This is a genomic window from Desulforamulus putei DSM 12395, from assembly GCF_900129195.1.
GTDB classification, from domain to species: domain Bacteria; phylum Bacillota; class Desulfotomaculia; order Desulfotomaculales; family Desulfotomaculaceae; genus Desulfotomaculum; species Desulfotomaculum putei.
The window spans coordinates 63,833-78,051 of record NZ_FQUY01000005.1; the positions used below are offsets into that span (position 1 = coordinate 63,833).

General features: G+C 50.0%; 14 protein-coding genes. 8 read left to right on the top strand and 6 right to left on the bottom strand.

Annotation, left to right across the window (positions count from 1 at the left end):
• The first annotated feature begins 62 nt into the window (after nt 1-62).
• The gene (locus BUB67_RS05045) at nt 63-212 is read left to right on the top strand and encodes a peptidase (RefSeq protein WP_073236747.1); all 150 of its coding nucleotides are present in this window, start codon (nt 63-65) and stop codon (nt 210-212) included.
• A gap of 86 nt (nt 213-298) precedes the next feature.
• Nucleotides 299-1,507, top strand: coding sequence for an MFS transporter (locus tag BUB67_RS05050; protein ID WP_073236750.1), 1,209 nt, complete (start codon nt 299-301; stop codon nt 1,505-1,507).
• On the opposite strand, the gene BUB67_RS05055 is transcribed toward BUB67_RS05050, so the two are convergent.
• The gene (locus tag BUB67_RS05055) at nt 1,502-2,404 is read right to left on the bottom strand and encodes an RluA family pseudouridine synthase (RefSeq protein WP_238456964.1); all 903 of its coding nucleotides are present in this window, start codon (nt 2,402-2,404) and stop codon (nt 1,502-1,504) included. The genes BUB67_RS05050 and BUB67_RS05055 overlap by 6 nt on opposite strands.
• Nucleotides 2,405-2,673: 269 nt before the next feature.
• Between BUB67_RS05055 and BUB67_RS05060 the strand changes: the two genes are divergently transcribed.
• From BUB67_RS05060 to BUB67_RS16360, 4 genes are all read left to right on the top strand, one after another.
• On the top strand, nt 2,674-3,213 hold the full coding sequence (locus BUB67_RS05060; RefSeq protein WP_073236753.1) for a YpiB family protein: 540 nt from the start codon (nt 2,674-2,676) through the stop codon (nt 3,211-3,213).
• A 139-nt stretch (nt 3,214-3,352) separates the two neighbouring features.
• Entirely contained in the window at nt 3,353-6,085 is a 2,733-nt protein-coding gene (locus tag BUB67_RS05065) for a sensor domain-containing protein (protein ID WP_073236756.1), read from the top strand.
• A gap of 110 nt (nt 6,086-6,195) precedes the next feature.
• Nucleotides 6,196-8,199: a molybdopterin-containing oxidoreductase family protein gene (locus BUB67_RS05070; RefSeq protein ID WP_073236758.1), complete on the top strand. Its 2,004-nt coding sequence runs from the start codon at nt 6,196-6,198 to the stop codon at nt 8,197-8,199.
• Between the two features lie 41 nt (nt 8,200-8,240).
• Nucleotides 8,241-8,384: an SdpI family protein gene (locus BUB67_RS16360; RefSeq protein WP_159431809.1), complete on the top strand. Its 144-nt coding sequence runs from the start codon at nt 8,241-8,243 to the stop codon at nt 8,382-8,384.
• Between the two features lie 62 nt (nt 8,385-8,446).
• On the opposite strand, the gene BUB67_RS05080 is transcribed toward BUB67_RS16360, so the two are convergent.
• From BUB67_RS05080 to hslO, 3 genes are all read right to left on the bottom strand, one after another.
• Nucleotides 8,447-8,731 carry a Dabb family protein gene (locus BUB67_RS05080; protein WP_073236763.1) on the bottom strand — a complete coding sequence of 95 codons (285 nt, stop codon included), beginning with the start codon at nt 8,729-8,731 and terminating at the stop codon, nt 8,447-8,449.
• Nucleotides 8,732-8,794: 63 nt separating this feature from the next.
• Nucleotides 8,795-9,961, bottom strand: coding sequence for a glycerate kinase (locus BUB67_RS05085; RefSeq protein ID WP_073236764.1), 1,167 nt, complete (start codon nt 9,959-9,961; stop codon nt 8,795-8,797).
• Nucleotides 9,958-10,860: an Hsp33 family molecular chaperone HslO gene (gene hslO, locus BUB67_RS05090; protein WP_073236943.1), complete on the bottom strand. Its 903-nt coding sequence runs from the start codon at nt 10,858-10,860 to the stop codon at nt 9,958-9,960. The genes BUB67_RS05085 and hslO overlap by 4 nt, the downstream gene beginning before the upstream one ends.
• Nucleotides 10,861-11,051: 191 nt before the next feature.
• On the opposite strand from hslO, the gene BUB67_RS05095 reads away from it, so the two are divergent.
• Nucleotides 11,052-11,759, top strand: coding sequence for a gamma-glutamylcyclotransferase family protein (locus BUB67_RS05095; protein WP_073236766.1), 708 nt, complete (start codon nt 11,052-11,054; stop codon nt 11,757-11,759).
• A gap of 50 nt (nt 11,760-11,809) precedes the next feature.
• Here the strand turns inward: BUB67_RS05095 and BUB67_RS05100 are convergent, their stop codons facing one another.
• On the bottom strand, nt 11,810-12,268 hold the full coding sequence (locus BUB67_RS05100) for a CBO0543 family protein (protein ID WP_073236769.1): 459 nt from the start codon (nt 12,266-12,268) through the stop codon (nt 11,810-11,812).
• 175 nt (nt 12,269-12,443) lie between these two features.
• On the opposite strand from BUB67_RS05100, the gene BUB67_RS05105 reads away from it, so the two are divergent.
• A complete protein-coding gene (locus BUB67_RS05105) occupies nt 12,444-13,769 on the top strand; it encodes an acetyl-CoA hydrolase/transferase family protein (protein ID WP_073236772.1) in 1,326 nt (441 codons plus the stop codon).
• Between the two features lie 54 nt (nt 13,770-13,823).
• Here BUB67_RS05105 and BUB67_RS05110 read toward each other — a convergent pair whose 3' ends face one another.
• Complete coding sequence (locus BUB67_RS05110) at nt 13,824-14,210, bottom strand: NifB/NifX family molybdenum-iron cluster-binding protein (RefSeq protein WP_073236775.1); 387 nt, start codon at nt 14,208-14,210, stop codon at nt 13,824-13,826.
• Nucleotides 14,211-14,219 lie beyond the last annotated feature (9 nt).

The window sequence follows — 14,219 nt, forward strand, 5'->3', positions numbered from 1 at the left end:
ATATTAATTCCAAATTCATTTTAAGGTGGTAATATAGAAGCAAAGGAAAGGAGGCATCAGATATGTCCGAAAAGGAAAAAGCCATTCAGGCGCTCACTCAAATTATTGCGCAGAACGAAGCGCGTCAAGAGAAACAGCAGGAGTTGAAGGATTGGTTCACCCGCTTGAACAATGACTTGATGAAAGCAATAAAGTTCCTGCAACAGGCTTAGGAAGGCCTTTTTTTATTGCCTTTTTGGAGATAGATGCTAAAATAGAACTGTAGGTTTTGCAATTTTGGTTAACGGAGGATTAAGAAATGCAGGAATACACAGAGGCCCGGCGAAAACGGGACTTTTTTCTTTTTATTTTAACCGGGGCTTTTCTGGGGCTGTATGCCGGCCTTTATGACCCGTCCTTTAATAACTATTTAAACGATGTATTTCATATCGGCGAGGTGGCCAGGGGAGGCTTGGAGTTTCCCCGGGAACTACCCGGGTTTTTAGTGGTGTTTACCACCGGACTTTTGCTTTTTCTGCCCGACGTGCGAATTGCCATGGTGGCAAACCTGATTTTGGCCCTTGGACTGTTGGGTTTGGGTTTTCTCTCCCCCAGTTTTACCTGGGTGGTTGTCTGGATGATGGTTTGGAGTGTGGGGGCTCACCTCTATATGCCCCTGGAGTCCAGCATCGGGGTGGCTTTATCCAAACCCGGCGAGGAAGGCAAGCGTCTGGGCCAACTGGGCGCCGTCAAGACCGCGGCCTCCCTGGGGGGGTTCTTGCTGGTGTGGTTGGGCTTTCGTTATTTTAATATGAGTTACAGTCTGATCTTTACACTGGCTGGGCTTTGTGCCGTTGCCGCCGCTGTCTGCCTGCTGTTGATGACGCCACGACCAAGTAAGACCAGGCGTCAGAGACTGCTCTTTAAGCGCAAATATATGCTTTTTTACTGGCTTAACGTACTTTTTGGCGCCCGTAAACAGGTCTTTCTTACCTTTGCACCCTGGGTTTTGATTAAAGTCTTTAACCAGCCGGTGACAACCTTTGCGGCGCTGGGACTGGTGTGCACAATAGCGGGTATTCCCTTCCGGGCTTTGCTGGGCAGAGCCATCGATAAGTTTGGCGAACGGGCCGTCATCGTCACCGAGTCCCTTTTGCTGGCACTGGTATGCCTGGGCTACGGTTTTGCCAAAGAACTTGGGCTGGGGAGCCTGGCCATCTGGCTTGTCTTTTTGTGCTACGTGGGGGACCAGCTTCTTTTTGCCTGCAACATGGCCCGGGCCACCTATTTAAATAAAATTGCCGACTCTCCGGACGATTTAACACCCACCCTGTCCATGGGTCTTACCATTGACCATGCCGTATCCATGACCATCCCCTTCTTCGGGGGCCTGTTGTGGATGAAGCTTGGCTACCAGTATGTTTTCCTGGTGGCAGCGGCCATTGCCCTGCTCAATTTCTTCGCAGCCCTAAAAATTCCTACTGCCAGATCTATGGCCCGGCAATCATCTGTAAGCGCTGACTTATAGCAAAACCTTCATCACTTTTCTCATATCCGCCGGCAACGGGCAAGCCAGTTTTACAGGTTCACCACTGCCAGGATGCCGAAAGGCCAGGTATGCGCAATGCAGAGCCTGGCGTTTTATCTGGCTGTCATCACCTCCATAGAGGGTATCCCCCAGTAAGGGATGACCCAGGTGGGCCATATGAACCCGCACTTGATGGGTTCGGCCTGTCTCCAATTCTACACAAACTAGGCTCGCCCCGGCAAATCGGCGCAGTACGGTATAACGGCTCAGGGCAGGCTTGCCGGAGGCAGTAACGGCCCGTTTGATAATGCTGCCTTCCGCCAGCCCAATGGGCGCGTTGATAACCCCCCTCGGGGATTGACATCGTCCTTCCACCAAAGCCAGGTAGCGGCGTGTAAACAAGCCTTGATTCATCTGCCTTTGCAATTGCTGTTGGGCATAGGGGTTTTTTGCCACCAGAACCATGCCGGAGGTATCCCGGTCCAGTCGATGCACCGGCCGGAAACAATCCGTCGCTCCCTGCCCCAGCCAATGATAAAGAACGCCGTTGGCCAGGGTTCCTGTGGTTTCCGTGGTCAGAGGATGCACCAGCATCCCCGGGGGCTTATTGACGGCCAGAAGATCCTGGTCCTCATAGATAAACTCCAGGACCATCTTCTGGGGAATGATGCTTGTCCCCCGGGTTACCATTAACAGTTCCAGCACCTCCCCGGGCTTCACAGACACATTGGTTTTGACCGGTATGCCGTTTAGTAAAATATTTCCTTTTCTTTTGGCGCTGCGCATTAAACTGCGAGACACCCCTAACCCTTGTCTCAGCACCCTTTCCACTGTCCAACCATCCATATGCTCATCGATACACTTTTTAATTCGGGCATCCCCTGGTTTTTGTTCCACCGTCAAAGGCCCTCCCAGTCATATTTCATACTATTATAGCCTGAACAGTCTGTAAAAGGGTATTTTCCAATGTTAAAATTGGCAGCCATCAATTCTTGTTATTTAGGCAATCTGCAAGACGAGGGCGAATAAAAATGAAAACATGATGCTACCCCTGGTTTAATACAAATGTAACATTTTACCGTTGTTTTAAAGGCAGGATTTAAGGGTTCCAAAGTCTAATTATTAATGTTTAGATTGAACTATTCTGTTAAAAGGGGGGACCACCAATGCTAGCCAATAGTCTGGCAGAAAAAAGGGAATTGATTGTCTGGTTTCTGCGTACCAACCGGTTGAAAAAACCTGAAGCGGCCCGTATACTGGAGTACATCAGGGATAACAAGAATTTATTGGCCAGAGTCGAATTCACCAACAAGCTGTCTGACAAAAAGGATGCCCTGCTTGTTTCCGCGGTGTATACCAACACCTTCCCCTTTGATTTCCGATTGAACAATGTCAGTTATGGCTCAGTGGATGAAGTTCTTCATCAGCTAAAAAATAATCCTCCCAAAAAGTTATTTATGTGGCTTTCCTATGCCAGCCCGCCGGGCTGCAAACTGTGCGCCCGTTCCAATAAAAGACAGGTTAAAGCCATGCCCAACCCGGTCTCGGCAGCCCACAGAATGCTGGTGGAGGCAGTACGAACGGTTAACCGCAGAGAGGCCCGCCGGAAAGCGTTAATGGCAAGGATTGACAAGTCTCTGGATGAAAAGAACCTGCAGGAGTTTAAACGCTTAACCGAGGAACTGCAAAGACTCTCTTATGAATAAAGATATGATTGGCAAGCCCCCCGGGAAACCGGGGGTTTGTATTAATTTGATTCAATAAAATACATTGTCATAAAAAGGTAAATGTACCCATTTGTAGTATTTATTAAATATGTTCCATTAATTTATCGAGAGGTTTTTTATGAAACTTCGATTTTTTATTCGTGTATTTATTACCCGGGCAAAAAAATTAACCTTGCTGCTTTCTAAACCCAAGCATCAGGAACGAGAGTTGAAGGACTATATTGACAACCTGATTACTCTCAATGCCAAAGTAGCTCCCGACGGCACTCTGCTACTGGTCAACGAAACGGCAGCAGGGTATATTCATATGCGTCCCGAAGAACTGGTGGGTAAAAAAATATGGGACACTCCCTGGTGGAATTATGACATTCAAGTCATTGAACAACTGAAAAATGCCGTTCAAAAGGCTGCCTCGGGACAAACCGTCTATTTTGAAGCTAAGAATTTCATTGGCCCGGATAAATTTATCTATCTGGATTTTACCCTTAACCCTGTTCTTGATAAAAATAATGAAGTGCTTTATCTGGTGGCAGAGGGCCGGGACATCACCGAGCGAAAATTAATGGAACAGAATCTGATGGCGGCAAACGAAGAACTGGTGGCTATTAATGAAGAACTTGTTGCCATCGAAGAGGAGCTAAGGATTTCCAATGAAGAAATTTACCGTGCCCACCAAAAACTTTACAACATTTTAGAAAGCATCACCGACGCTTTCTTTGCGGTAAACCACAGATGGGAAATAACGTATATGAACAGCGAAGCCGAAAAGTTATTGGAAATAAAGAAAGCGGAGGTCATTGGGAAACACCTGTGGGAGCAGTTCCCCCAGTTAGTTGACACGTTTCTTTACAAGCAACTCAATAAGGTCATGGCAGAGCAAACCTATGCCCATTTTGAATTTTTCTACATACCCGGGGCAAAGTGGTTTAACATTCATGTTTATCCTTCACCGGACGGTTTATCCGTTTATTTCCATGATATTACCGAATACAAGCTGGCTCAGGAAAAATTATTCTATCAAAACCAGTACCTGACCTCCCTTCACGAGACAGCCCTAGCCTTAATGAACCGGCTGAACCTTGATGAACTGTTGGAAGCCATTGCTTCCCGGGCCGCTGCCCTTCTGGGCACTGAACACGGCTGGATTTACCTGGTCACCACTGACCGGTCGGAAATCGTCCTGCGCCTGGGTATTGGGATTTATAAAAAGTTTGCCGGTTTTCGCATGAGAACCGGGGAAGGCTTGTCCGGCAAAGTCTGGGAAACCGGTGAACCGATCATTATTGATGACTATTCCACCTGGTCCGGCCGTTCACCCAATTTTAACGTCCCGGATGTTCACGGCGCAGTGGCAGTGCCGCTAAAATCAGGACAAGAGGTCATCGGGGTTATCGGTATGGCTTTCCTGGAGGAAGAGAAAATAATTGGTTCCGAACACTTATCCCTATTAACCGGCTTTGCCCAATTGGCTTCCATTGCCCTGGATAATGCCAGGTTATACAATGCCGCTCAGCAGGAACTGGCTGAACGCAGGCGGATGGAAGAAATCCTGAGACACATGGCCTACCACGATTCTCTCACCGGGCTGCCCAACCGGCTGCTGTTCAACGACCGTCTTTCGGTGGCAATTATCCAAGCCGGTCGTAACAGGAAAATGCTGGCCGTTATGTTTTTGGATCTGGACTATTTTAAGCTGGTCAATGATACGCTGGGCCACGATATAGGTGACCGTTTGTTAAAAGGAATTGCCAACCGGTTGACCCGCCTATTGCGCAAAGGGGATACCATTGCCCGCATCGGTGGGGATGAGTTTGCCATTCTGCTAAATGACATTACCAGGCACGAGGGTGCGTCCACAGTGGCGCAAAAAATTATTGATACTCTTAAGGAACCCTGGATTATCGGCAGCCACGAGTTTCATATTACCACCAGCATCGGCATCGCCCTGTACCCCAATGACGGGGAGGATGTTGAAACATTAATGAAGAATGCTGATGCCGCCATGTACCATGCCAAGGAAGCGGGGCGCAATAATTTCCAGTTTTATACGCCTGCCATGAATGCCAAAACACTAAAACGGCTGGAACTGGAAAACAACCTCCGCCGGGCCTTGGAGCGGGATGAGTTCGTTGTTTACTACCAGCCCCAGGTAGAAATTCAATCGGGTAAAATCATAGGGATGGAAGCCCTGGTTCGCTGGCAGCACCCCCATTTGGGTATGATTTTCCCCGGAGAATTTATTCCGGTGGCGGAAGATACCGGGTTGATTGTCTCCATTGGTGAACGGGTGCTGCGCTCCGCCTGTGCACAAAACAAATCATGGCAGGATGCCGGCTTCCCTCCCCTGCGGGTATCGGTAAACCTTTCCGCCCGTCAATTCCAGCAGCAAAATTTAGTCAAGCATGTGGCCCAGATACTCCGGGAAACAGGCCTGGATCCCCGGTGGTTGGAGTTGGAAATCACCGAAAGCCTGGCCATGAAGGATGTGGAGTTTACCGGGAAAAACCTGTTTGAGCTGAGAAAGATGGGTATCACCATCGCCATCGACGACTTTGGGACCGGCTACTCTTCTTTAAGCTACCTCAAGCGCCTGCCCATCGACACTATCAAAATTGACCGTTCCTTTATCCGCGACATTACCAGCGACCCGGATAACGCCTCCATTGTCAGCACCATTATTGTCCTGGCCCATAACCTTAAAATGAAGGTGATAGCTGAAGGGGTTGAAACAGAAGAACAGTTAAGCTTCCTACGGCAGCAGCAATGTGATGGGATGCAGGGTTATTTGTTTAGCGGTCCCCTGCTGGCAAAAGACCTGGAGGGGCTGTTAGCAGTTGCCAAGGTACTATGAAAGAGGAGAAAACAAAAGCCTATTCCAACCACTTATATAAGTTATATAAGATGGCCGAATCCCGGCCATTTCTTTTTGTGTTACAATAGGATATAAAGGAGGATCAAGAAATGGAGCAAATCAGAACCAATTGCCCGCTGGACTGTTACGCCCATTGCGGGCTGGTGGCCCATGTGGCGGACGGTAAAATAATAAAAATTACCGGGGACGAAAAACACCCGGTTAATAAAGGTTTAATTTGTCCGAAAGGCCGTTTCAAGCATCTGCAGCGACTGTACAGCGAGGAACGCATTACTACGCCCTTGCACAAAACAAGCCGTGGCTGGCAACCCTTGTCCTGGGAAAACGCTTACGAGATGATCGCCGGGGAACTGACAAAAATACTGGATGTCTACGGCCCCTTGGCCATTTTACACCATGATAACTGCGGTTCCGAAGGCATCTTGAAAACCCTGTCCCACCGCTTCTTTAACGCTCTGGGGGGCTGCACCCGCCCCACCGGCAGCATTTGCTGGGGAAGCGGTTACCAGGCCCAGGTTTATGATTTTGGCAAATTGCAGCTGCACAGTTGGGAGGATGTCTTAAACTCACGGTTAATCCTGCTCTGGGGACGGGATCCGGCCAGCACCAACATTCAAATGATGCCTTTATTGCAGCAGGCCAGGAAAAAGGGAGCCCGGATTATTGTGATTAACCCCCTGAAAGTAGCCAGTTGCTCTCTGGCCGATCTGCACATTTCTCCCCGTCCCGGTTCCGATGGGGCACTGGCCCTGGCCGTGGCCCATGAAATAATCAAAAATAACCGGGTGAACCAGACCTTTATTGATCAACATGTCTACGGTTTTGACCGGTACTGTGACCTGGTACGGAACTATACACCGGAAAAGGCTGCCTCCATCACAGGCGTTCCGGCAGAGCAAATTCGCCAACTGGCTGAAATATACGGCACCACCTCCCCCGCCTGTATTTTGTTGGGCTACGGGTTGCAACGCTATACCAACGGGGGCCAAACGGTGCGGGCCATTGACGCCCTGGCTGCCGTCACCGGCAATATCGGTATAGCGGGAGGCGGCGTCAACTATGCCGGAGGACACTGGAAAGGATTGTTCACTCCCATAGACGGGCGCGAACTGCCTATGACCACACGTTCGTTGCCCTGGCCTACTCTGGCTGATGCCATCCTGGAAGCCGGCGACCCCCCTGTGAAAAGCATTTTTGTCACCCGCTCCAACCCGGTAACTCAACTTCCTCACACCGGCCGGGTCAGGGAGGCCTTCGGTCAGTCCCGGTTTACGGTGGTGGTTGATATGTTTATGACCGATACTGCCGAGATGGCAAATCTGGTGCTGCCCTGCACAACCTTCCTGGAGGAAGAGGACGTGATTTATTCCTCCTGGAACCATTACCTGGCCTATTCGCCCCGGGTGGTGCCCCCCGTGGGACAGTGCCGTTCGGATCATCACATCTTCGCCGGGCTGGCAAAAATGATGGGATTGCCGAATTTTCCCCAGCGAAGCCCGGAGCAATGGCTGGCAGAGGCCCTGACCCCCTTGTCCCGGTATGGCATTAGCCTGGAGCAGTTAAAGAAAGGGCCGGTCCGGCACCCCTTGGCGCCGGATGTTCCCTGGCAGGACGGCCAATTTGCCACCCCCAGCGGAAAGTTCGAACTGTACTCCCAGCTGGCGGAGGCAGACGGGGTGAACCCTCTGCCGGTCTATGAGGAACCGGCAGAAAGCCCTTTACGGGATGCTGCACTGGCAGAAAGCTACCCGCTCCACTTAATTTCTGCCCACCACCCGGATTATCTGCATTCTCAATTCTGGAACCTCACGGAAAAGGGCCGGCAAATTCAGCCCGTCTACCTGCACCCGGACACCGCAGCCTCTACGGGAGTCCGGCAGGGCCAGGAAGTGGTGGTGGCAACCCGGCGGGGCGAGGCTGTTTTTAAAGCGGTCATCAGCGACAAAGTACGCCCGGACACGGCACTGATTCACCAGGGGCACTGGGCACGCCACGGCAACGGGGTAAATCACCTGACTCCCCAATACATCCCGGACATGGGCCTCGGCACCCCCTACTACGACTGCCTTTGCCGGGTAACCCCGAAACCCTGACAACCCAAATTCAAGTCGGGGACCGCCTGGGCGGCAAATTGATGGTTACAGGTGGACTGATTGCACTGTTGTCTGTTTTGGCGCCGCCGTCCACCGGTTTTTTTATACTTATGGCCGGCTTGTTCGTCCCCTTAATCGTGACCGTCATTTACTCCTACATGTTATACAGGAAGCTGGTTAAATAAACTAAGAGCAGTAACCCCGGCATGCGGTCGGAAGTTACTGCTCTTTATTTTTACCCCTTCACTTATGCAGACTCATAATCCACAGCCACCACGGATTCTTTAACCTCTGCAATAAACTTGACAAATTCCTGGTGAGCCGGATGTACTTGATAGCTCTGAAGATCTTCCAAAGAATCAAATTTAGTAACCAGCGCCAGGTCATAGGATCGTTCCGTGCGGAGGATATCAACCCCCACTTCCAGGTAACGTATCTGTGGGATTTTAGCTTTTAATGCGAGTAAATCATTCTTTGCTTTTGCAATATGAGAGGCATCTTTAAATTTAAAAAATACAATATGTGTAATCAATTGTTCCACCACTCCTAATCTTAAAATTTTTTATTATCTGATAACGACCAGAAAAATTACTTTTCATTCTTCATCATCGCAACAGAAAATCCCTTTCATCTTGTTCGCTACTTTAAATAATCTAAAAGCACGTTCTACGGCATCTGCCGTTAAAGCCCCACCGTTGGCCATGGCTTCTTGCAGGCTCACAGGGCCCTTGACAATGGTGATAATAGACTGGATCCCGTAATCAAATAGCCTTTCAGCTCCCTGTCCGATGCTGCCGGCCACGGCGATGACCGGTACATTGTACCTGGCAGCCCTGGCAGCCACTCCCACGGGCACTTTACCATAAGCAGACTGACTGTCGATTTGTCCTTCGCCGGTAATAACAAGGTCTACCTGTTCCAGGAAACGGTCGATGTTGATGGTATCCAGCACAATCTCCACACCGGATCTTAATGCCGCTCCGGTAAAAGCCATCAACCCTGCACCCAATCCGCCTGCCGCCCCGGCACCCGGAATATCTTTCACTTCAATCCCCAGCTGCTCTTTAATTTTTTCTGCAAAATGATTTAAATTGGCATCTAATAATTGAACCATCTCCGGAGTTGCTCCCTTTTGAGGACCGTATACCGCAGAGGCACCCCCGGGACCGCAGAGGGGGTTTTGCACATCGCAAGCTACCAAGATTTGAACCTTTTTTAAGCGCGGGTCCAAACCGGTGGTATCAATTTTATGCAACTTATCTAACTGACCACCGCCAAAGCCCAAATCTCTTCCCGTCTCATCCAGTAAACGTCCTCCCAAGGCCTGAAACATACCGGCCCCTCCATCGTTCGTGGCGCTGCCGCCAATACCCATGACAATTTTGGACACTCCCCGGTCAAGGGCCGCTTTGATTAATTCACCGGTGCCAAAGGTTGTGGTGATTGTTGGGTCTCTTTTTTCCTCAGGCACCAGTGTCAATCCGGAGGCAGCGGCCATTTCCAATACAGCCGTGCCGTCGGGCAGCCAACCAAACCGGGCTGTTACCGGTGTACCAAGGGGACCGGTGACCTTTACATCTACCAGTTTACCACCGGTGGCCGCCACCAGCGCCTGTACGGTTCCCTCCCCGCCGTCAGCCATGGGAACCGCCAGCACCCGGGCCTGGGGAAAAACCCGGTGTATACCTGTGGTGACAGCCTGCGCCACTTCCATACTGGAAAGACTGCCTTTAAAGGAATCCGATGCCACTAAAATGTTCATTTTTCCATCCCCGCTTTATTCTCTCTTTCAATTCTCTCTAAAATTTTCTGTAAATCCTCCCGCCCGAAGCGGTACTGCTCAGCGCAAAAGTGACAGCTGATCTCTGCCCCGCCTTGTTCCTGAAGCATGGAAGCCACTTCATCTTTGCCAATCCCCACCAGTAAATCTTCCAACCTTTCCCGGGAACACTGGCAGCAAAAACAGACCGGCCTGGTCTCCAGTATCTTCACCTCAAGTCCCCGGGTGACCCGGTGGATGATATCTTCCGGTGTTTCCCCGTCTTTGATCAGAGAACTGAGGTGAGGCAACCGGGCCAGGTTTTGTTCCAACTTGTTCAAAACTTCTTCACCGGTATTGGGCAGCAGCTGCAACAACAGGCCCCCGGCAGCTGCCACTGAATTGTCGGTGTCTACCAAAACCCCGAGGGAAACGGCGGAAGGAGTTTGCTCGGAAGTGGTCAGGTAATGGGCGATATCCTCGGCGATTTCCCCGGATACCAGTTCAACACTGCCGGTAAAGGGTTCCCGGAGGCCCAAATCCCTGGTTATGTGCAGGTAACCCTGTCCCACCGCCGCTCCCACCGGCAGTTTCCCTTCGGGGGTGCTGGGTAAATGCACCTGGGGTTCCTGGACATAACCCCTTACCTCCCCCCTGGCGTTGGCTGTTACGATAATGGCGCCTAGGGGACCGTCACCCAGCACCCGGATGGTAAGTATGTCATCTCCTTTTAAATTGGCGCCCAGCAACAACCCTGCGGTCATGGTGCGGCCTAGGGCCGCCGCAGCCACCGGCCAGCAATTATGCCTGACCCGTGCTTCTTCAACCGTTTTGGTGGTTCTGGCCGCAAATATACGAAAGCTGCCGTCGGCAGCGACCCCCCTTACTAAGTAATCACTCATATAAATCATGAACCCCCAATGTTTTTAGAATACAGAGTTATTCTATCAATCACACAGTTTTCATGTCAATTTTTACCCTTTGATAGAGGGAAAATATAAATCCGTTATTTGCATAGTATACAAAGAGGGAATCATACCGGCAAGGTAGAACTAATAGTTATTGATTTCATCCGGGGGATGGTGATTTCGTTTTGACCGATATCGATAAATCCATTGCTGTTTTAAGCATTATTCGAGAGGCAGACAATGCCCCTTCTTTTCAGGCCATTGCCAGCCGGGGGAATTTTACCGCCGAAGAACTTACCGATGTGATTGAAACCCTGAAGGACCAGCAATTAATCTTTTCCCTTGATGAGGAAACCGGAGACCCGCTATCCTGCCGTTACCTTACTTCCAAGGAGAGCAAACAAAAGGTTGATTTGATGGTGGCAGATTACCTGGCTGAGTTAGCCGGGGAGGGAAGGTTGTATTTCGCCTACGGGGCCAATCTCAATCCCGACCAGATGTATCGTGAACGTTGTCCGGGAAGTCACTTCCTTTGCCGGGGCCTTTTAGAGGGACACAGGCTTGTCTTTAACAGTCGCTCCAGCCAGGGCGGCGGCATCGCCGGCCTGGAAAGATCCCCCGGGGACTCGGTTTGGGGGGTTGTGTACTGTCTGCCTGTCAACGGTCATACAGTTTTGGATCAGAACCAAAACCAGGCAGGCCAATACCGCAAGATCCGGACGGCTGTCAAAACATCCTTTGGTACCCTTTGTTGTGACAGTTTCAAAACAACTTCCGAAGGCGCTTTCCTGCCAAGCCGGCAATACCTGGAAAAAATGTACAGCGGCGCCCAGTTTTTCGGATTGCCCCAACAATATCTGCGCTGGCTGGTGACCCTCCCCATCGGCAACTGAGCCTCATGGACACAGAACCCCGGTTCACGGAAACCGGGGCTATTTATCTTTTAAAAAAGATGTCCTTTATAATACGGAGCCAATCGAAAGGTCTCAGCAAACCATGTCAATGCGGTAAACGCTCCGATGTCGACAGTAAAGCTGGCTAAATAATGCCAGTTTCTATACTCTGCAGCATGAGTTTGTAAGATTAAAATCTCCAGTGCCAAATACAAAAGGGAAACCACAAAAATATTAATAATTTGCAGAGATTTTTTCCTCGGTAGATACTGGGTAAAAAGTATACCCATGATGAAAACGGGGCCAAACTTATAAAAAATTGAACAACCGGCCCAGGGAATGATGACATCATAAAATTTATAAAGATTTAAATGCTGGCCGCCCCAATCTACCAGGGAACCAAGGGTCAGGGTAAAAATCCCTCCAAATATGGTCCTCTTTAATTGACTTACATCCACCAGAAAGTAAAAAATAACCCACGATACGATTGCTGTAATAACCCAGGGCACGGTATCGCCACCTTTCTCTTTCACAAATTTATTGTGGCAATTATTGCCCCCATCTATTCAGTTCCCTACCGGTTTAGAAAAAGGATTTCTGGAATATGATGTAGAAGACTTAGTGTTGGCTTGTCTTGATCTACTTCTTTACACTATTCTTGTCAAACATGAGGAGGTCTTTCATATGGCCTGGCAGGACCGTGGAAATGTAACCAGCAATCCTGTTTTATTAAGGGATCAGTATAATGCCAAGCTGGTAACCGCAGCTGAAGCCGTAACATGCATTCAATCTGGTAACGACGTGGTGGTGGCCTTTGGCGTAGCAGAAACCCCTGTGCTTTTGGATGCCATGGTGAGCCGCAAGGATGAACTGAGGGATGTCCGCATTCACCAGATGATCCCCATGCGCACGGTAAAATATTTAGAACCCGGTATGGAAGAACATTTCACCCACGTTTCCTGGTTTACCAGCGGCGCCAGCCGCAACGGGGTACAAACCGGGCGTTTTGATATCATGCCCAATTATTTTTATCTCTCCCCCCGTCTTTTTGCAGAATACATTGAAGTGGACGTATTGATGGCCACTGTTTCTCCCATGGATAAATACGGTTTCTTCAGTTTTGGTACTTCCATCGACTATACAACCACCGTGGCCCAAAAGGCCAAAAAGATTATCCTGGTGGTAAACCCCCATATGCCAAGGACCCACGGCAATACCTTTATTCACGTTACCCAAGCGGATTATATCGTGGAAGATGATTCCCCGCTACCCGAGTTGCCCGCCAAGGAACCCGGTCCCGAGGATTTGGCCATCGGGCAATATGTGGCAGAGTTGATTGAAGACGGTTCAACACTGCAGCTTGGCATTGGCAAAATCCCCAACGCTGTGGCCCAGGCACTGTTAAACAAAAGGAACCTTGGCATTCATTCCGAGATTCTCACAGACGGTATGGTGGATTTAATAGAGGCCGGAGCCGTAACCAATAATGCCAAGTCCATTCACCATGGCAAAGCTGTGGCCTGTGCCGCCTTAGGAACCAGGAAACTGTATAATTTTATCAACGACAACCCGATGTTTGAATTGCACCCGGTTTCTTATACCAACAACCCCAATATTATCGGTAAAAATATCAAGATGGTTTCCATTAACGCCACCGTAGAGGTTGACCTGCTGGGCCAATGCGCTTCGGAAACCATCGGGCCTGTTCAATACAGCGGTACCGGCGGGCAGGTAGATTTTGTCCGGGGCGCTGTCCAGGCACCCGGCGGCAAAGCCTTTATTGTTCTGCATTCCACTGTTAAGGGCAAGTCAAAAATTGTTCCTATGTTCAGGGAGGGTACGGTGATCACCACCAGTAAAAACGACGTGGATTATGTGGTGACCGAGTACGGTGTAGCCAAATTATCCGGCCGGACCTTTAAACAACGGGCGGAGGCGCTGATCAGCATCGCTCACCCGGACCACCGTGCCGAATTACGGGAAGCTGCTAAGAAAATGGGTTTGTTGTAAGCAAATGGATAGGTAAAAGACCCTGTGCCAGGCACAGGGTCCTTTACTGACTTTTTAGTGATGGCAGCCGCCGCCGTGATGATGGTGATGGTGGTGGTGTCCGCCGCCACAGCCACATTGAACAGGGCGGGTTACCAGCGTGCCGGCGGCATAGGCCTCAGCAACACTTTCCAGGGGACCCGTGGCCCCGGTGACAACCTTCAGGCCCAGCTGCTGCAGAGCCTGTATCATGTGGCCGCCAATACCGCCGCAAATGATCACATCAATTTTTTCATTCTTTAACATATTGGCAATACCGCCATGATTATGCTGCAGCCCTTCGTTGGAAATAATCCGGGTGTTCTTTACTTTGCCGTTTTCCAGTTCAATAATGGCAAATTCCTGGGTTGTTCCGAAATGTTCATTCACTTGGCCGTTCCTTGCCGGGATGGCGATTTTCATAAGGTTCTC